The following is a 17,958-nucleotide window of genomic DNA, read 5'->3' as shown; positions in this document are numbered from 1 at the left end:
GAGTCGCGTTGCTCAGCTTTGATACAGGCGGACTTGAGTAGCCGCCGACTCAGGCGGCCGGTGCGGCGGCCCGGCACGCTGGGCGCATGAACCGACGCTACTGCTCGCTTCCGCGGCAGTCGGCCCCGGCCCTCGCGCCGGGACTGACCGCCGAGCGGCTCGGTGCGCTCGTCGCCGGGCGGCGGATGTGGGTCAACGGCACGGTTCTGCACTACTGCTTCCTGGACGCGGACACCGACGCCTCGGTGATCCCGGTCCCGGGGACCGGTCGGACCCGGCGGGTGCCGTGGGCCGGTGCCGAGGAGCAGCGGGACGTGCTGCGCAGCTGCTTCCAGGAGTGGCAGGACCTCGGGATCGGGGTGACGTTCGCCGAGGTCGGGGACCGCTCGGAGGCGGAGCTGCGGATCGGCTTCCAGCAGGGTGACGGCTCCTGGTCGGTGATCGGCCGGGACGCGCTCTCGGTCGGTCTGGGCGAGCGCACCATGAACCTGGGCTGGGACCTGACGGAGCCCGACGGCCGGTGGACGGCGCTGCACGAGATCGGGCACGCGCTCGGCATGCGGCACGAGCACCAGAACCCGTTCGCGGGCGTCCACTGGGACGACGAGGCGGTCTACGCCGACCTCGCCGGACCGCCGAACCACTGGAGCCGGGACCGCACGGACCGCGACATCCTGCACCGGCTGGACGCGGCCGAGGCCAACGGCTCGGTCTGGGACCCGCAGTCGGTGATGCAGTTCCCCTTCGGGCCGGGTCTGATCCTGGAGCCGGAGCAGTACCACAACGGGCTGTACCCGTCCGGCTCGCTGTCCCCGGCGGACAAGGAGTTCGCGCTCCGCTGGTACCCGCCCGCCCAGGCACCGGCGCCACTGGTGCCGTTCCGCTCGGCACCGCTCGGCCTCGGCCCCGGGGAGCAGCGGGACTTCGCCGTGGAGCCGCCGGAGACCCGCGTCTACAGCGTGGGCACCTTCGGGGAGAGCGACTGTGTCGTGGTGGTCTTCGAGGAGCGCGACGGGGAACCGCGCTACCTCGCCGGCCACGACGACGGGGGCACCGCGCACAACGCCAGGATCAGGGTGCGGCTCGTCAGGGGCCGCCACTACGTCGTCCGCGTACGTCTCCATTCGACATGGGGGTCGGGAGAGACAGCGGCCATGTGCTGGTGAACCGGCACACGGCGGCGACGCGGAGGCCGGACCACGGTCCGGCGCCGGGGGGAAGCGGTCGAGGCACGTAGCCTTCGGGGGAGGGATACGTGCCTCGGCCGGCCGCATCCGGGAGGCGGTGCCGTGCCGCTCCCGGCGGGGTCAACGCCGGCGCCACTCCTCGGCCAGCAGTTCGTACGAGCGGACCCGGTCGGCGTGGTCGTGGGTGATCGTCGTGATGAGCAACTCGTCGGCGCCGGTGGCCTCCTGGAGCTGGGCCAGCTGGTCGGCGACCCGGCCGGGCGAGCCGACGAACTGGGTGTCGAGGCGGTCCTTGACCAGTTCGCGGTCCTCGTCGCTCCAGGCGTGGGCGCGAGCCTCGTCGGGGGTCGGGAACGGGATCGCGCCCTCGGCGGTGCGGATGCTGCGCACCCACAGGCCGTAGCCGGTGGCGAGTTCGCGGGCGGTGGCGTCGTCCTCGGCGACGACGACGTCGGCGGAGACGCTGACGTAGGGCTTGTCGAGGGTCTCGGAGGGCTCGAAGAAGGACCGGTAGCCGTCCACCGCCTCCAGGACCGTGGCCGGGCTGACGTGGTAGTTCGCCGCGAACCTGAGGCCTCGGGCGCCGGCCGTCCGAGCGCTCTGGCCGCCGCTGCTGCCGAGGATCCACACCTCGACCTCGGCCCCCTCGCCCGGCACGACGTGCGCCGCGGCGCCCTCCGGGGAGCGGTAGGTGCCGGCCAGCAGGGCGAGGACGTCGTCGATCTGCTCGGTGTAGTCCTGGGGCTCGGCGCCGGGCAGCAGGAGCAGCGTGCGCTGGAGGGCGACGCGGGGTGAGCCGAGGAGGCGTTCGAAGGAGAAGCGGGGCGGGATCAGGAGGCCGTTGGGGGCGCGGCCGTCCACCACCGGGGTCGTCGTCGGCGGGGCCGTCTCCCCGCCCGGCGGGCGGCCGCCGGAGCGGCCGAGGCCCAGGTCGAAGCGGCCGGGGTGGACCGCGTCGAGCAGACCGAACTCCTCCACCGTGGACAGGGCGGTGCGGTGACCGAGCTGGACGGCGCCGGAACCGAGCCGGATCGTGGAGGTCGCGGCGGCGGTGAGTGCGAGGACGACCGCGGGGGACGTACCGGCGACCCCCGGGTTGAGGTGGTGCTCGGCGAACCAGTACCGGGCGTAGCCGAGTTGTTCGGTCCGCCGGGCCAGGTCGACGGAGTTGCGCAGGGCGTCGGCGGCCGTCGAACCGGAGGAGATCGGGACGAGGTCGAGGACGCCGAGGGGGATGTCAGACACGGGTCGCCTCCTCGGCGGGCAGGACCGGGCCCCAGTCGAAGGGCGGGTCGGGGATGTCCTTGCGCAGGACCGGCGCGACCGCCGACTGGAAGAGTTCGAGGGAGTCGCGGTGCTGGGTGTCGGTGAGGCCGCTCGCGTCCGCGTGCAGGTGGACCACGGTGTGCCCGAACCGCTCGTGGTAGCGGTGCACCTTGTCGACGATCTGCTGGGGGCTGCCGATCAGGGCCGAGCTGCGCTCGGCGAAGTCCTCCAGTGTCTCGAAGACCACCGGCAGCCCGGCCTTCTTGAAGAAGGCCAGGTTGGCTTCGAAGACCGGGCGGTAGGCGGCGAGCGCCTCCTGGGAGGTGGGTGCCACGCAGACACCCGCCGTCCCCGCGCCGACCGCGATGTCCGCCGGGTCGTGGCCGTAGTGCTCCCAGCGCTCCCGGTAGTACCGGATCAACTCGGCGTACGGCTCGACGGGGTGGGTGACGTTCGCGGAGAACAGCGGGTCGCCGTGGCGTGCGGCGAGGTCCACGGACTCCTTGCTGGTGGCACTGCCGTGCCAGACCCGGACGGGTCGCTGGTAGGGGCGCGGCCAGACCTCGGCGTCCGTCAGCGGCGGGCGGAAACGCGTGTCCGCGGTGACCTTGTCCTGCCGCCAGAGCCGCCGGAACACCTCGTAGCTCTCGGCGTTGCGGTCCCACTGGTCGTCGGGGGTGACGTGGAACAGGTCGCGCTGGGCGGATCCGTTGCCCTTGCCGATGATCAGGTCGAGGCGGCCCTCGGAGAGGTGGTCGAGGGTGGCGTAGTCCTCGTAGGCCCGGACCGGGTCCAGCAGGCTGAGCGTGGTGACGGCCGTGAAGAGCCGGATCCGGCGGGTGAGCGCGGCGACGTGGCTGAGCACGACGGTCGGGGAGGAGGAGATGAACGGCCGCTCGTGCCGCTCCCCCACCCCGAAGCCGTCGAAGCCGAGTTCCTCGGCGAGCACGGCGTTGTCGAGGACCTCCCGGAACCGGTCGTGGGTCGGTTTCCGGACGCCGGTGACCGGGTCCGGGCGGTGCACGATCAGGGTGATCGCGAGGAACTTCACGACGCGGCCCGTTCGGTGCGCTTCCCGTCCGGGTGGGCGAGGCCGAGGTGGTCGCGCAGGGTGGTGCCCTCGTACTCGGTGCGGTACACGCCCCGTTCCTGGAGGAGCGGGACCACCGTGTCGGCGAACGCGTCGAGGCCGCCGGGGGTGATGTGCGGGACCAGGATGAAGCCGTCGGAGACGTCCGCCTGCACGAAGTCGTTGATCGTGCGGGCGACCGTGGCCGGGGAGCCGACGAAGGTCTGCCGGTTGCCGGTGTTGATCACCAGGTCGCGGATGGACCACTTGTTGGCCTCGGCCAGCTCCCGCCACTCACGGGCGATGGCGATCGGGTCGCGGTACATCCGGACCTGCGCGCGGCCCCGCGAGATGTGCTCCTCGCCCACCAGCGGGTCGACGTCGGGCAGCGGGCCCTCCGGGTCGTACGACGACAGGTCCCGGTTCCAGACGAACTCCAGGTGCTTGAGGGCCGTCGCCCCGCTGACCTGCTGGCGGCGCACCTGGTGGGCGATCTCCTCCGCCTCCTCGTCGGTGTCGCCGAGGACGAAGCTGGCGGCGGGCAGGATCAGGAGTTCGTCGGGGCGGCGGCCGTACGTGGCGAGGCGGGACTTCACGTCGGTGTAGAAGGCCTGCCCGGCTTCGAGGGTGGCGTACCGGCTGAAGATCGCGTCGGCGCCGGACGCGGCGAACTCGCGGCCCTCGTCGGACTCGCCGGCCTGGAAGATCACCGGGCGGCCCTGCGGGGAGCGCGGCACGTTGAACTGGCCGTGGATGTCGAACTGGGGGCCCTTGTGCACGAAGGAGCCTGCCTTCGCGTCACTCAGGAAGGTACCGGTGGCCTGGTCGGCGAGGATCTCGTCGCCGTGCCAGGAGTCGAAGAGTTCGTTCGCGGTGGCGAGGAACTCCTTGGCGCGGGAGTAGCGCTCCTCCTGCGGCAGGAAGCCGCCGCGGCGGAAGTTCTCGCCGGTGAAGGCGTCCCAGGAGGTGACCACGTTCCAGGCGGCCCGGCCGCCGGAGAGGTGGTCGAGGCTGGCGAACTGGCGGGCCACCTCGTAGGGCTCGTTGAAGGTGGAGTTGATGGTGCCGGTCAGACCGAGGTGCTCGGTGACGGCGGCCAGCGCGGCGAGGATCGTGAAGGTGTCGGGGCGCCCGACGACGTCCAGGTCGTATATCTTGCCGCCCTGTTCGCGCAGGCGCAGGCCCTCGGCGAGGAACAGGAAGTCGAACCTGGCGCGTTCGGCGGTCCGCGCGAAGTGCGTGAAGGAGCTGAACTCGATGTGGCTGCCGGCGGCCGGGTCGCTCCACACCGTGGTGTTGTTGACCCCGGGGAAGTGTGCGGCCAGGTGGATCTGCTTCAGCGGCTTGCTCATGAGGGGTGCGGTCCTTCCGGCTCAGGCGGTGGCGGCGGCGTAGCGGTTGGCGGGGCGGGCGAGCCCGAGCAGGCCGCGCAGGGTGTCGGCCTCGTAGGCGGTGCGGAAGCGGCCGCGGCGCTGGAGTTCGGGCACCAGGTCCTGGGTGATGCGCGGCAGGTCGTGGCCGAGGACGGCGGGCCGGAGCCGGAAGCCGCTGAGGCCCGCGGCGGCGAACTCCTCCAGGAGGTCGGCGAGTTCGGCGGCCGCACCGGTGAAGATCCGCGCGTCGCTGGTGTACGCCCCGCCGTCGAGGGCGTCGAGGCGCGCCTTGCGGGCCTCGGCCGCGGCCCGGTCGTCGTCGAGGAAGACCACGAGGTCGCCGAAGACGTGCACGGTGTCGGCGGCCCGTCCTGCGGCCTCCTGCTCGGCGCGGATCTCGGCGAGGATCGCGCGGGCGTCGGCGGCGTCGCGCGGGGTGGTGTAACCGACGTCGGCCTGCCGGGCGATCAGCCGGTACGGCACGGTCTGGTGGCCGAGGGCGGTGACCAGCGGCTGGCCCTGGGGAGGGCGCGGGGTGATGGAGGGGCCCTTGACGCTGAACTTGGCGCCCTCGAAGTCGATGTAGTGCAGCTTGTCCCGGTCGATGAAACGGCCGGTGGCCGCGTCCCGGATCTCCGCGTCGTCCTCCCAGCTGTCCCAGAGGCGGCGGACGACCTCGACGTAGTCGGCGGCCTCGTCGAAGTGCTCGGTGAGCCGCTCCTGCCCGGCCGGGGACCGCAGTTCCGCCAGGTCGACCGGCGGGAAGCTGCGGCGGCCGAAGTGGTCCGCCTCGTGCGGGCGGGCGGAGATCTGCACCCGCAGCCCCGCGCGGCCGGTGCTGACGTAGTCCAGGGTGGCGATCGCCTTGGAGATGTGGAACGGCTCGGTGTGTGTGGCGATCACCGTCGGCACCAGGCCGATGTGGCGGGACAGGGGTGCGACGCGGGACGCGATCAGCACGGCGTCGAGGCGGCCGCGGACCTGGTCGGTGCGGCCGTCCGGCTCGCCGTAGTACGAGGACTGCAGGCCGAGACCGTCCTCGATGGTGACGAAGTCGAGGAGACCGCGCTCGGCCTCGGCGACCAGGTCGGCCCAGTATCCGGCGGTGAACAGCTCTCGGGGGCGGGCGACCGGCTCGCGCCAGGAGGCGGGGTGCCAGCCGGTGCCGTCGAGGGCGACGGCGAGGTGCAGGTGGGAAGCGGGATTCGAGGACACAGTGGTGCCTTCCTGAGGTCCGTGAGAGGGCGCGCCGGACGGGAGGGGCGCGGCGGAGGAAAGTCAGGAGCAACAGAGCGCGCCGGCCACGCGCAGCAGGTCGATGTGCGGCCGGGCGTACAGGACGGTACGGCGGCTGGGACTGACGACACGTGTCATGTCCCGCACCTCCCCGGCCGGTTTCGCGTAGATCTCGTCATGAGTCACAACAGCCGGGTGTCCGTGGGTGTTCCCGGGCTGCGCACCAGCAGGGTGCGGCCGCGCAGGCGCTCGGTGAAGCCGATCGACTCGTAGAGCCGGATGGCGGTCGCGTTGTCGGGGGCCGCGTGCAGGAACGGGGTCTGGCCGCGTTCCCTGATGCCCGCGGCGACCGCGCGGACGAGACGGGTGGCCAGGCCCCGGCCCCGGTGCTCCGGGTCGGTGCAGACGGCGCTGATCTCGGTCCAGCCGGGCAGCCGCAGCCTCTCCCCGGCCATGGCGATCAGCCGGCCCCGGTACCGGATGCCGAGATAGCTGCCCATCTCGACGGTCCGGGTGCGGAACGGGCCGGGTCCGGTGCGGGCGACCAGGTCCAGCATCTCGGGCACGTCGGCCGGGCCGAGCCGTACCGCCTCCGGGGCGGGCTCGGCCCGCAGCGCGGTGTCCACGAACTGGACGCCCCGGCCGCCGCCGACCACCTCCCAGCCGGGCGGCGCCTGCTCGACCGGCTTGATCCTCACGGTCGTTCCGGGGCCGACGAGCGTGCGCAGGTCGGCCCAGGCGGCCGGGTCGGCGGCGTCGGCGAGCGCCGCGCAGGCGTAGACGTCGTCCGGGTAGCGGGCGGCCGCGCCGACCCGCTCGGCGAGGTGGGCGTGCGGGCCGGTGAGGGCGGACCAGACGGCGTTGTCGAGCGGTGTGGTGTCGGGTGCGAGGGGGGTCCCGCCTCCGCGGAAGCCGGTCTGGACGGTCACGGAGGCGGAATCCTTTCCCGGTGAGCCGACGGGCGTGCTGGTGCGGGCGGTCACGAGTTGTCGAGCGGCAGTCCGGGCGGGCTGACCTCGGACTTGGCGACGGCCTCGTTGGAGAGGTTGTAGGCCTTGAGCCACTGCGCGTACTGACCGTGCTTGATCAGGTGGTTGATGGCGTCCGCGAGGGGCTTGGCGAGGCCGCTGTCCTTCTTCGCGGTGGCCGCGATCAGGCCCTGGAGGCCGGCACCGGCGCCGGAGTAGGTGCCCGCGGTGCGGGTGGCGTTGGGCGTGCCCGCCGTCTGCTTGTTGTGGTAGGCGAAGCCGGGGTTGGGGCCGAAGGAGGCGTCGATCTTCCCGCTGTTCAGGGCGAGGAAGGTGCTGGTGCTGTCCTGGAAGTACTTGACGGTGAGCTTCTTGCCCTCCTTGGCCAGCTTCGCCTGCCACTCCAGGAGGATCTTCTCCTGGTTGGTGCCGGAGCCGACGGCGATCGTCTTGCCCGCGAGGTTCTCGTAGTTGCCGTCGAAGTTCCAGGTGCTCTTCTTCGGCACGATGAAGGCGAGGTTGTCCTGCCGGTAGGAGGCGAACTCGTACTTCTTCTTGCGCTCCTCGGTGTCGGTGACGTTGGAGAGCGCCACGTCGACCTTGCCGCTGTCGATGCCGACGAACATGTTCTCCCAGGTGAAGTTCTTGATCTCCGGCTGGAGTCCGAAGACGGCGGCGATCAGGCGGCCGAGGTCGGGTTCGGAGCCGGTGAGGGTCTTCTGGTCGCTGCCGACGTACGCCAGCGGCGGGAAGCCGGCGGGCAGGGCGCCCTCGCCGATCACGAGCTTGCCGCTCTTGCGGACGGCCGCGGGCAGTTCCGCGCTGATGGACTTGACCTCGGAGACCTTGATGGTGGTCTGGGTGGCGGCGCCGTTGGAGACCCGTCCCACGACGACCTCCCCGGCCTTGGCGTTGTCGGTGGTGGTGGCCGCGTCGCTGTCGCCCCCGCAGGCGGCGAGCCCGGTGGCGAGGGAGGCGACGGCGGTGGCCGCGGTGATGCCTCTGATCAGGCTGCGTCGGGTGAAGTGGGTAGACATGGCCGTTCCTTGTCGGTGCCGGTGATGAGGGTGAGGGCGTGGGGGGAGGTCTGGGGTGATGCGGTTCAGAGAACCTTGCTGAGGAAGTCCCTGGTCCGCTCGTGTTGCGGTTTGTCGAGGACCTCGGAGGGCGGTCCCTGTTCGACGATCCTGCCGCCGTCGATGAAGACCACCCGGTCGGCGATCTCGCGGGCGAAACCGATCTCGTGGGTGACGATGACGAGCGTGGTGCCGCTGGTGGCCAGGTCCTTGATGACGGAGAGGACCTCCCCGACCAGCTCGGGGTCGAGGGCGGAGGTGGGCTCGTCGAAGAGGATGACGCCGGGGCGCAGGGCGAGGGCGCGGGCGATGGCGACGCGCTGCTGCTGGCCGCCGGACAGCTGCCGCGGGTAGGCGCCGACGCGTTCGCCGAGGCCGACGCGTTCGAGCAGTTCCTTGGCCAGCGCCTGGGCCTCGGGCTTGGTCAGCTTCCCGGTGGCGACGGGGGCGGCGGCCACGTTGTCCAGCACGGTCAGGTGCGGGAAGAGGTTGAAGTTCTGGAAGACGAAGCCGATCCGGCCGCGCTGGGCCAGGATGGCGCGCTCGCTCAGCTCCTTGAGCCTCTCGCCCTGCCGTTTCACCCCGATCAGCTCGTCGTTGATGCTGACGTAGCCGATCTCGGGCTTCTCCAGGTGGTTGACGACCCTCAGGAGCGTGGACTTGCCGGAGCCGGACGGGCCGAGGATGACGGTGACCTCGCCGGGCCGGATGGTCAGGTCGACGCCGTCGAGGACGCGGTGGGCGCCGTACCACTTGTGGACGTCGTGGATCTCCAGGGCGGCGGGGGCCGTCTCCAGGGTGTCGGTGATGCTCATACGGCGGCCTCCCGGCGGATGCGGGCGCGCAGGTCGGCGAGGCCGGCCCGCAGTTTCTGCGAGGGGGTCGGCGGCAGGGAGCGGGTGGCGCCCCGGGCGTAGTACCGCTCGACGTAGAACTGGATCACGGAGACGACGCTGGTGAGGATCAGGTACCAGACGGTGACCACCAGCAGCAGCGGCACGATGTCGCCGGGGTAGGTGGAGCCCATGCTCTGTGCGGTGCCGAAGAGGTCGAGCAGGGAGACGTAGAAGACCAGCGAGGTGCTCTTGATGAGGCCGATGAGCTGGTTGACGTAGTTCGGGATGATCGACCTGAGCGCCTGTGGGAAGACGATCCTCCGGAACTGGTAGCCCTTGGGCAGTCCGAGCGCGGCGGCCGCCTCGTGCTGGCCCTGGTCCACCGAGAGGATGCCGCCGCGGACCACTTCGGCCGCGTAGGCCGCCTCGTTGAGGCTGAGGCCGATGACGGCGATGACCATGTCGGTGGCGAGCTTGGACTCGTCGAAGGAGAAGAAGGCCGGTCCGAAGGGGACGCCGACGCTCAACGTCTTGTACAGGGCGCTGAAGTTGTAGAGGAAGAGCAGGACGACGATGAGCGGTATGGAGCGCAGCGCCCACACGTAGGTCCAGCTGACCGCGCGCAGCACCGGGCTCTTGGAGAGCCGGGCCAGCGCGAGCAGGACGCCGCCGAGGAGGCCCAGCACCGCGCTGTAGGCGGTGACTTCGAGGGTGATGACCAGCCCGTCGAGGATGGTCGGCCGCAGGAACCAGTAGCCCCAGCGGTCCCACTGGTAGAAGGGGTTGGTCACCAGGCCGTGGACGAACTGGGCGACCAGGACCAGGACGACGGCGGTGGCGATCCACCGTCCTGGCTTGCGCAGTGGCAGAACGCGCTGTGCTGCGAGGGGCTTTGACGGTTCGTCGGCGGCGGACGGCGCCTCGGGGGCGAGGGTGGCGCCTGGGGGTTCACTCATGGCGGGCTCCGGCGGAGTCGGACACCCCGGAGATCCCACGACCGGGTACGCGGCACCGGCCGTGTTCGGGCACGGCACGGGCGCGGGGGCGCGCGGGACACGGGGGCTGGGCGGACGGCGTCACACCGGACGGCCGGTGCTTTCGTCAGGAACGCTGAGGCGCGAAGCTGCGGGGCTGGGCGGACTGGGCGGAAAGGCCTGGTCAGACCCGGCAGCGGGCACAGCCCGGTGCGGTACACGCGCTACACAGGGCGCTGTTGACACGGAGCAGGTCGACGGCGCGGTCGGCGACGAGCGGGCTCGGGTACGGCTGTACGCAGCCCCGGGCGCGGCGCGGGGCCGTGCTGGAAGCTGCGTACATGTCCGTCACCTGTCACTTGGTGGCCCGTGGGCCGCGCGCTTACCGAACGTCGTCATTCGGTCGGGTCGTCACCTGGGGCACCCCACCGCGGTGCGAGGGTTGCCGGTCAGCTAGCCAGGGCTTGATGCTGACGCTCTTGACCGTTCTGGTCCGTAAGTTAGGCAGCCGCCCGAACGAATGTCAACGCCTGTCCGGTCGGCGGGACGGTTCGGACTGCTCTCACCTGCGGGAAGCGTCCGCCGCATGCCCGGCCCAGTCCAGGATCTGGACGGCCGCGCCGGCGGCTTCCAGTCCCTGGCAACGGCCGTGGTGGCGGCGGGCGATGCCGTCGAGGTCGAGGTGGGCGCCGAAGGCAGGGTGCGCGGCCAGCCGCCGGGCGTAGGCCCACAGCACCGGGTGGTCGGCGATGCGGTGCACGGCGGAGGCGTCCAGGTGGTTGCGGTGCACGGTGTCCAGCTGCACCAGGGTCACCCACAACTCGACGTCGGCTGCGGTCAGTCGACCGCCGACCAGGAACTCGACGCCGGTCAGGCGGTGTTCCAGCTCGCCCAGTGCGGCGAGCAGGGTCTCCAGCGCCCGTGGGTCGCCGCCCTCCCGCCCGGCGCGCTGCGCGGCCTGCTCGACGTCCTCGGCGCACAGCCGCTCGACGGCCTCGATCTCGGCCTCGGCACCGCACGGGTACAGGCGCGTGACGCCGTCGCCGAAGTGGCGGTCGAGGTCGCGCAGGATGTCCCGGCCGTGGGTGGAGACGATCCGGCCCGACCAGTCGTCGCTCAGCACGGGCGCCAGGGCCGGTCCCGAGTAGCGATGGGCGCTGGCCTCGTACAGCGGGCGCAGTGCCGTGTGGCTGCCGTCGGGACGGTCCGGGACCGCGGGCAGGAAGGTGACCGGACAACAGCCGTCCAGGGCCAGCAGGCTGTGGCCGACGGCGATGCGGAGGCCGTCGGGACAGGCGGTGGCGAGGTACAGCCGGTAGCGGCCCGGCACGGCGTAGTGGCCGCTGCGCGCGTCCCGTCCGATGCGTCCCCGGAAGGCGGGGGCGGTGCGGACGGACGGCAGTGCGGTGAGCGGAGTGATGGACATGCGTCTCCCCGGTTACGGGCGCGTGGACGTACGCGCGGCGGAAGCGTTCGTCGGTGTCCGCCGCGACCGTCCGTGCTCGGCCCGGGCCGCGGAGCGCGGGCGGCGGAGCGTCGGCGGTCACGGCGGGCGGGCAGGGCAGGGGGTCGTCGGGCGGGCGGTCGGGGCGGGCCGCGGAAGGGGCGTCCGTTCGGCCCGGGCCATGGAGGGCGGCGCGCCGCGGTCAACCGGTGCGGCTGATGGCGCTGCACACCCGGAGCAGGTCGATGTGCAGCCGGGAGGTGAGCAGCGGCGAGGAGAGCAGGGCGAACGGCCAGGGCGTACGGCGATCTCGGCGCTGTGTGCCGGTGACCGTGCGCAGCCGATCCATCTTTCCCTACCTTTTCACTAGGATTCCCCTCTGGAGTGTCGATCGGCCTCCGCGCGGCGTCAAGAGGGCGTCCACGCCTGGGACACCGCCACCCCCGGGCCGCTCACCCGAATGGCACGCGCGAGTGGTCGGCGGCCGGACCGGATGGTGGCGTGGAGGGACGAACCGCGTTCCCGAGGAGGCAGCCGCCATGACCCGTCCGTCCCGACCCGCGCGTGTGCTCGCCGCGGCCCTGGCGGCGGGGTCCCTGCTCGCCGTCGCGGCCTGTTCGGGCGGGAGCGGCGACTCCGGAGCCGCGGTCGTCTCGCCCGCCGCCGAGCGCTCCGCCGCCTCGCCGACGGCGACGGCCGCCCTCACCGGGCCGGGCGCGCAGGCGGCGCTGATCACACCGGCCGACATCGAGGACAACTGGCAGCTGGCGACGGACGCCGCGACCTGGCGCAACTCCATGCTGGTCGGCAAGGTCGACGTGGCCGGCTTCCTCACCGCGAAGACCGATGCCGCCGACTGCCAGCGGCTGCTCGACAGCCTCTACTCCGACACCCTGCTCGGCCGCGCCACGGGCGCCTCCGGGCTGCGCGGCTTCACCTCGGAGACCGCACGGATGCTCTACCAGGTCGGGGACTACGGCTCGGCGAACCTGAACGCCACACTGGGCTGGCTGAAGACGCTGCCGCAGAAGTGCAACCAGTTCACGGCCACCGGCAAGGACGGCAGCAAGCGGACGATCCAGGTCGTGTCGGCGCAGGTCCCGAACGTGGGCGACGCCCGGCAGGCGCTGACGGTGACCGTGCAGGGCACCAGCGACGGCCAGCCCGTCACCTACGTCACGGACGTCGCGGTGCTGCGGATCGGCGCCTCCGGGGCGGCCGTCACCAACGGCGCCCTCGACGCCGTGGACCACGACAGCACCGCGCTGGCCGTGCAGAACGGCGCCCAGCGCCTCAAGGACGTGCTCTCCGGCAAGACCCCGGCACCGATGCCGAGCGAGTTCGACTAGGGCCACGGGCGGTCGGGGCGCCGGGAGGGCGTCCTTCGGCCGGCGCCTAGGCGGCACCCCGGGCAGGTCCCGTCGTGCCGTGCGCGGGCCCCGCCCGCTCCGGGAACCGGCCTTCCGTGCCGGTCAGTTCCAGTACGCGCCGGATCTCGGGCCGCAGCCCGCGCAGCTCCATGGCGCCGCCACCCGCGACCACCCGGTCGCACAGGCGCAGGAGCATCCCCAGGCCGGCGGCGTCCATGAACGTCACCTGGGTGAGGTCGACTACGAGGTCCCGGCCCGCGAGCACGAGCGGACCGATGACCGGGGCGGCCTGCGAGCGGGCCGTGAAGTCCAGCTCCCCCGCCGCGGTCAGCACGACCCGGCCGGGCGAATCACTGATCCGCATGTCGAAGAAAGACTGCATGGAAAAACCACCGTTCGGGTCGAAGCCCATCACGGTCGGCTTCCGCTGCCGGAAGAAGGCCGTCAAGCGCGCGGCCGCCCTGGCCGCTCACAGCCGAGCAAGACCACCCGCACCCACCACCGGCCACCGCATCGGCGACCGCCCGACGGCGCGGGGTCTCCCACCAGACCAGGCTGGTGCCCCCAGCGTCGCACTCCAACGCCCCCGACACCAGCCCTTCACCCGCCTCCGGCACCCTGGCTACGGAACCTGATCGAGATCTTGTCCCTTGTGTCGGCGGGGTTACCTGTTCTGGCAGGCCCTGGCTTTGAACTCCGCCATGGGGACGGTGACGGCGGATGCGTCACCATCGTCCGAGATCTCGTCGTAGCGGACTTTTCCTGGGCTGAGCCGGCCCCGGTCGCTCGGAGTGAAGGAGACGCTGCTGGACGACCACGAGTTGTCCTTGGTCCAGCCGTAGAGAGCGTACGTGGCCTTGGTGGCGAGCGGACTGAGCGATCTGGTGACGGTCCAGCCGGCATCTGGAGAATCGAGGGTCCAGGTGGCGAGACCCGGCGCAAGAGGGCGGACGGCGGTCCACGAACCGACCGTGACCGACTGGTCGACGTCGCCGCTGTCCACGTACAGGGTCGCGCCGTCGATCCGGTGTCCGCAGACCATCATGACGCCGAGTAGACGGCCGTCGCCGGTCACGGAGATGCCGGCGACGGCATCGACGGGAACGGTGCACCCTGAGGTCGTGGCCAAGGCCACGCCGACCGTAACCGCACCGACGAAGCGACGGAACACCGGCCGTGAAGCGGTCGACCACATGATCAGCCCCCCTGCTCGGCCCGTAGGCCCTCACCGCAAGACCGCGTCTGCGGACGCCCCCGGAAAGCGACCGCCACCGCCTCACCTGCACTGGCCGTTCGGCCGTCGGTCAGGACCGCGACCGGGGCATTGGCATGGGCCACAGGAGCGGCGTCGGCGTGTCTCCCTGCGCTGTCGCTCCTCCTGTTCGCGTTCCCGCCGCTCGATCCGCGCGCACTTGGCTTCCAGGACCTGGAAGGTGAGGGGAAGCAGCTCAGGTGAGGTGTGCTGACGCACCCAGAACAAGGCGCTCTTCCTGAGCTCCGCGGAGTACCCGTCCACGCCCTCCGGCACGTCCAGGCCCTCCAGACCCGCGGCGATCCAGGGATCGGCCAGCTCCGGCCGGCGCAGCAGACCTGCGGCTGCCACGGCTTCCTCGCCGTACGAGTACGCCTGGTGCTCGACGAACCGCTGGAGGACCTCCCCCGCCTCAGGGAAGTGTTCGCACGCCCGGCAGAGGCGGACGGCGAGGTATTCGGCCCTTCTCCCATGAGGGGACTCGACCAGGAGGCCGGTGAGGAGGTCCGGCTCGGCCCGCAGCCGGGTGGTGAGAAACCAGTCGGTGAACACCTCCGGCCCGATCCAGGACTCGGCCGCGCCCTTGCGGGTCCGCCCGTCGTGCAGCTCCTCGGCCCACCACGCCCAGCCCCAGGCCCGGTCTTCGGCTTCTTCTTCCGACAGCCCCGCGAACTCCGGAAGTCCTGCCAGGACGTCGCTGGTCTCGGACCGCTCCCAGTGCCCGAACAGGAGCATGCCCAGCATGACGTGGTCGGGCAGGCCGGGGCGGGCAGACAACTCGGATGCGTAGGAAGGAGTCCCCTTCTTCCCTTCGGCCGCGGCGAAGTCCGCTGCGGCGTGCCGCCAGTGTCGTCGCTCGTGTTCGAACAGGAGGTCCGCGATGTCGTCGAAAGGCCGGGGCTCGGCCGGGCCGGGGCCGCCGTGCAGCGCGGTGACCAGGGCCTGGGCGTGGAGATCCAGCGGGCTCTGACCGGAGCGGGCGGGGGTGGGTCCGTCGAGACCGTCGAGGGCCGTCGGGGCCGCCGCGTCTCCCAGCGCGGCGGTCATGGTGACGACCGCCTCACGGTAACGCTCGTCCAGGGTGGCGCGGTCCTGGGCGGGTGGCTCCAGGACGAGCACCGGGGTCCGTTCCACGAGGTACCGGTAGCGGCCCTTGGCCTCGCGCTCCAGCTCGCGGGCCAGGGTCCGCCGGAACACGTCCTGGTGACGGGTGATCAGCAGCACGCGGACTGCCGGCCTTTCCGGCGACTGCGACGACGTGGGACCGGCCTCCCCCAGGCGTTTGCCGAGGCTCGTGAGCAGCGGCACCACGTAGGGGTGGACCCATGAGTGGTCAGGGCTGACCTGGGCGGGGACATCGGCCTCGTCCACGATCACCAGCGCCGGTCTGCCACGGCCGTCGAGAACACCGAGCCAGTCGGGACTCGGGGCGATCAGCCGGCCCGCGGTCCATTCCGTACCCAGTGACCGAGCGAGTTCCAGTGCCAGCCGTGACTTGCCGACGCCGCTCTCGCCGGCGAGCAGCATCACCGGATGCGTGTCCGTGGCCGTCGTGCACCATCGGCGCAGCTCCGCCAACTCCTCGTCCCGGTCGTGGAAAGGGACCGGACTGTGGAGAGGCGAGAGCAGCCGGAACCCGCTCGGGACGTCGCCGCCGCGAACCCCACCGGCGTCACGGACCCCCGGTTTCGAGCCGTACCGGCCGCTGGTGGCGGACGGTCCGGTCACCGCGAGGCCAGGGTTCTCCAGCACCTTTTGATACGCCAGGAGCCGTTCGATCCGGTCGGTGTGGTTCATCAACATGCCGATGACCCCCTGCACCAGGAAGCCGCCGGCCGCCAGCCCACCGGCCGACCACCCCAACCAGGGCCACTCATGCGGGGTGCCCACCGAGCCCGCCCAACCGGCCAGAATGATCATCCCGGCCATGGCGCACACCACAGCGCAGTTCGAGACGACCCGCAACGCCGTCCACGTACCCTGCGTAGGCACCACGTCATCCCAGTTGCCGCGTCTTTCCGACAGACGCCGCCGCGCGCTCATGCTCCCCCCTTCCCGCCCGTCGGCCGACTGTCCGGCCCGTGGGGTGCCGTGGCGAAGGCGTTCATCCGGCGCACCTTAATGAAAGGCGGTCCAAGAATGTAAGAGCACCAGGAACGGCCCGGCTGTTCATGCTCAGGGCGTCAACACGGCCCTGCCGAACACCTTGCCGGCGTCCATGTCGCGGTGGGCCTGCGCCGCCTGGTCCAGGGGCAGCACCTCGTGCACGACCGTGCGCAGGTTCCCGTGTGCGGCATCGGCGAACTGGGACGACCGCACGGCCTGCCTGGCGGAGCCGGGCACGGTGTCGGCGCTGAAGGTGGCGAACGACACCGACCTGCGAAAGGCCGTCATCAGGCGCATGCCGAAGTCCGTCGGCGGCTGTCCGCCGACCACACCGACAGCCACGTACCGCCCGTTGGAGTTCAACTTGCCCAGGAACAGGGGAAGCTCGGGACCTGCCACGACGTCGATCACCACGTCGAAGCCTGACGGTGCGTCCGGGTCGGCCCCGCCGGAGCGGTCCAGGACATGGGTCGCGCCCAGGTCCCGCAGTCGGGCGCCGCGGCTCGCCGACGAGGTGGTGACCGCCACCGCGCCGGCACCACCCCCGGCCGCGAGCTGGACGGCCGTGATCCCGATGCTCCCCGCCGCGCCGCGCACGAGCACCGTCTCGCCGGTCGCGAAACGAGCGCGGTCCAGGGCGAAGTGGGCGACCACACCGGAGCCGCCGAGGGTCACCGCGTCTGTGCCGGTCAGGCCGTCGGGCAGCGAGAGAACGTCCTCGACCGGGGCGACGGCCTGCTCGGCGTACCCACCGGACAGGCCGGTGAACGCCCACACCCGCCGCCCCATCCACGCGGCATCCACCCCCTCCCCCACCGCGCTGACGCTTCCCGCCACCTCGCTGCCGAGGACATGGCCCTCCCTGAAGCCGTACGCGGCGAGCGTTCCCCGGCGGATCACGGCGTCCACGCCGCCCACCCCGATCGCCTCCGCGGTGATCCGTACCTGCCCCGGGGCAGGTACGGGCACGGGCACGTCGACGACCTCCAGACCGTCAGGGCTTCCGAACTCTCTGATCACGACGGCTTTCATCTCTGCTCCTCAGGCCGGTGAACGGACGGGTCGCAGCTGCTGCGACCGAAAGCGGGGCGGCGTCACCGCCGTCGGACCGTAACGGACGCCCCCGTCCGCTTGGCTAAAGTGAGAGCCCATGGCCGACCGTTTGCCTCACACCGTGCGCTCCGACGCCCGCGACAACCGCGCCCGCATCCTGGACGCCGCCCGCGCGGTGTTCGGCGAGGAGGGCCTGGGCGCACCCCTGCGCGAGGTCGCCCGGCAGGCCGGCGTCGGCCCCGCCACGCTGTACCGGCACTTCCCGACCAAGCAGGCGCTGATTGCGGAGACCTTCGCCGAGCAGCGGCGCAGCTGCCATGCCGCCGTACGCGACGCCCTCGCGGCCCCTGACCCGTGGCACGGATTCCGGATCCTGGTCGAGCGGACCTGCGAACTCCACGCGCACAGCCGGGGATTCGCCGACGCCTTCATGACGGCCTTCCCCGAAGCCATGGACTTCGCCGCCGACCGGGAGCGGACGTTGCGCGCGGTTGCCGAACTGGCCCGGCGCGCCCAGGAGACCGGCCGGCTCCGCCCCGGCTTCGTCGTCGACGACCTGATCCTCATGCTCATGGCCCACCGCGGCCTCCAGGACGCGCCGCGTGCCGCCCGCCTCACGGCCTCCCGACGCTTCGCCGCCTACGTGATCGAGGCGTTCCGCACCACGTCGGAGACGGAAGCGCCTGCACCGCTGCCGCCGGCGACAAGCCTGCGGCCCGCGTACCGGCCCGCGGTGACCCGCTGACCC

The 17,958-nt window shown here is 71.9% G+C and carries 18 protein-coding genes, 1 pseudogene and 1 riboswitch; of the genes and pseudogenes, 3 read left to right on the top strand and 16 right to left on the bottom strand.

The genetic code is table 11. The features are described 5' to 3' along the window. The first annotated feature begins 86 nt into the window (after window positions 1–86). A complete protein-coding gene (locus AB0G52_RS16090) occupies window positions 87–1,166 on the top strand; it encodes a M12 family metallopeptidase (protein WP_361336928.1) in 1,080 nt (359 codons plus the stop codon). 141 nt (window positions 1,167–1,307) lie between these two features. On the opposite strand, the gene AB0G52_RS16085 is transcribed toward AB0G52_RS16090, so the two are convergent. The 11 genes from AB0G52_RS16085 to AB0G52_RS16035 all read right to left on the bottom strand — a co-directional run bounded on the left by AB0G52_RS16085 (window position 1,308) and on the right by AB0G52_RS16035 (window position 11,778). Further along, the gene (locus AB0G52_RS16085) at window positions 1,308–2,432 is read right to left on the bottom strand and encodes an LLM class flavin-dependent oxidoreductase (RefSeq protein ID WP_361336927.1); all 1,125 of its coding nucleotides are present in this window, start codon (window positions 2,430–2,432) and stop codon (window positions 1,308–1,310) included. Then, complete coding sequence (locus AB0G52_RS16080; RefSeq protein WP_361336925.1) at window positions 2,425–3,504, bottom strand: LLM class flavin-dependent oxidoreductase; 1,080 nt, start codon at window positions 3,502–3,504, stop codon at window positions 2,425–2,427. Before AB0G52_RS16080 ends, AB0G52_RS16085 begins: the two co-directional genes overlap by 8 nt. After that, entirely contained in the window at window positions 3,501–4,874 is a 1,374-nt protein-coding gene (locus tag AB0G52_RS16075; RefSeq protein WP_361336923.1) for an NtaA/DmoA family FMN-dependent monooxygenase, read from the bottom strand. The genes AB0G52_RS16080 and AB0G52_RS16075 overlap by 4 nt, the downstream gene beginning before the upstream one ends. 21 nt (window positions 4,875–4,895) lie before the next feature. Next, window positions 4,896–6,110 carry an LLM class flavin-dependent oxidoreductase gene (locus AB0G52_RS16070; RefSeq protein ID WP_361336921.1) on the bottom strand — a complete coding sequence of 405 codons (1,215 nt, stop codon included), beginning with the start codon at window positions 6,108–6,110 and terminating at the stop codon, window positions 4,896–4,898. 63 nt (window positions 6,111–6,173) lie between these two features. After that, window positions 6,174–6,269 carry a putative leader peptide gene (locus AB0G52_RS16065; protein ID WP_361336919.1) on the bottom strand — a complete coding sequence of 32 codons (96 nt, stop codon included), beginning with the start codon at window positions 6,267–6,269 and terminating at the stop codon, window positions 6,174–6,176. Window positions 6,270–6,313: 44 nt separating this feature from the next. Further along, window positions 6,314–7,060 (bottom strand): GNAT family N-acetyltransferase, encoded by a 747-nt coding sequence (locus tag AB0G52_RS16060; RefSeq protein ID WP_361336917.1) that lies wholly within the window; start codon window positions 7,058–7,060, stop codon window positions 6,314–6,316. A gap of 50 nt (window positions 7,061–7,110) precedes the next feature. Continuing rightward, window positions 7,111–8,136, bottom strand: coding sequence for an ABC transporter substrate-binding protein (locus tag AB0G52_RS16055; RefSeq protein WP_361336915.1), 1,026 nt, complete (start codon window positions 8,134–8,136; stop codon window positions 7,111–7,113). A 65-nt stretch (window positions 8,137–8,201) separates the two neighbouring features. Further along, window positions 8,202–8,990, bottom strand: coding sequence for an amino acid ABC transporter ATP-binding protein (locus AB0G52_RS16050; RefSeq protein WP_361336913.1), 789 nt, complete (start codon window positions 8,988–8,990; stop codon window positions 8,202–8,204). Next, entirely contained in the window at window positions 8,987–9,967 is a 981-nt protein-coding gene (locus tag AB0G52_RS16045) for an amino acid ABC transporter permease (RefSeq protein WP_361336911.1), read from the bottom strand. The genes AB0G52_RS16050 and AB0G52_RS16045 overlap by 4 nt, the downstream gene beginning before the upstream one ends. Before the next feature lie 391 nt (window positions 9,968–10,358). After that, a riboswitch (SAM riboswitch) is annotated at window positions 10,359–10,470 on the bottom strand. A 77-nt stretch (window positions 10,471–10,547) separates the two neighbouring features. Continuing rightward, window positions 10,548–11,411, bottom strand: a complete 864-nt coding sequence (locus AB0G52_RS16040) for a glutathione S-transferase C-terminal domain-containing protein (RefSeq protein ID WP_361336910.1) — start codon at window positions 11,409–11,411, stop codon at window positions 10,548–10,550. 220 nt (window positions 11,412–11,631) lie between these two features. Next, a complete protein-coding gene (locus tag AB0G52_RS16035) occupies window positions 11,632–11,778 on the bottom strand; it encodes a hypothetical protein (protein WP_165939294.1) in 147 nt (48 codons plus the stop codon). Window positions 11,779–11,968: 190 nt separating this feature from the next. Here AB0G52_RS16035 and AB0G52_RS16030 point away from each other — a divergent pair, with 190 nt between their 5' ends. Next, window positions 11,969–12,778, top strand: coding sequence for a hypothetical protein (locus tag AB0G52_RS16030; protein ID WP_361336908.1), 810 nt, complete (start codon window positions 11,969–11,971; stop codon window positions 12,776–12,778). Between the two features lie 46 nt (window positions 12,779–12,824). On the opposite strand, the gene AB0G52_RS16025 is transcribed toward AB0G52_RS16030, so the two are convergent. From AB0G52_RS16025 to AB0G52_RS16005, 5 genes and pseudogenes are all read right to left on the bottom strand, one after another. Next, entirely contained in the window at window positions 12,825–13,181 is a 357-nt protein-coding gene (locus AB0G52_RS16025; protein WP_165939293.1) for an STAS domain-containing protein, read from the bottom strand. A 282-nt stretch (window positions 13,182–13,463) separates the two neighbouring features. Continuing rightward, complete coding sequence (locus tag AB0G52_RS16020) at window positions 13,464–13,928, bottom strand: hypothetical protein (RefSeq protein WP_361336906.1); 465 nt, start codon at window positions 13,926–13,928, stop codon at window positions 13,464–13,466. Window positions 13,929–14,023: 95 nt separating this feature from the next. After that, window positions 14,024–14,119: pseudogene (locus AB0G52_RS16015) on the bottom strand (peptidase S41); the annotation flags it as partial. After that, on the bottom strand, window positions 14,076–16,043 hold the full coding sequence (locus AB0G52_RS16010; protein ID WP_361336905.1) for an ATP-binding protein: 1,968 nt from the start codon (window positions 16,041–16,043) through the stop codon (window positions 14,076–14,078). The gene AB0G52_RS16010 and the pseudogene AB0G52_RS16015, both read right to left, overlap by 44 nt. A 183-nt stretch (window positions 16,044–16,226) precedes the next feature. Further along, window positions 16,227–17,189 (bottom strand): zinc-binding dehydrogenase, encoded by a 963-nt coding sequence (locus AB0G52_RS16005; protein ID WP_361336903.1) that lies wholly within the window; start codon window positions 17,187–17,189, stop codon window positions 16,227–16,229. A gap of 118 nt (window positions 17,190–17,307) precedes the next feature. Between AB0G52_RS16005 and AB0G52_RS16000 the strand changes: the two genes are divergently transcribed. After that, the gene (locus tag AB0G52_RS16000) at window positions 17,308–17,955 is read left to right on the top strand and encodes a helix-turn-helix domain-containing protein (RefSeq protein ID WP_361336901.1); all 648 of its coding nucleotides are present in this window, start codon (window positions 17,308–17,310) and stop codon (window positions 17,953–17,955) included. The last annotated feature ends 3 nt before the right edge of the window (window positions 17,956–17,958 follow it).

It is taken from the genome of Streptomyces sp. NPDC021562, assembly GCF_040640875.1.
In the GTDB taxonomy this organism is placed as follows: domain Bacteria; phylum Actinomycetota; class Actinomycetes; order Streptomycetales; family Streptomycetaceae; genus Streptomyces.
This window is presented reverse-complemented; position numbering and strand designations above follow the sequence as displayed.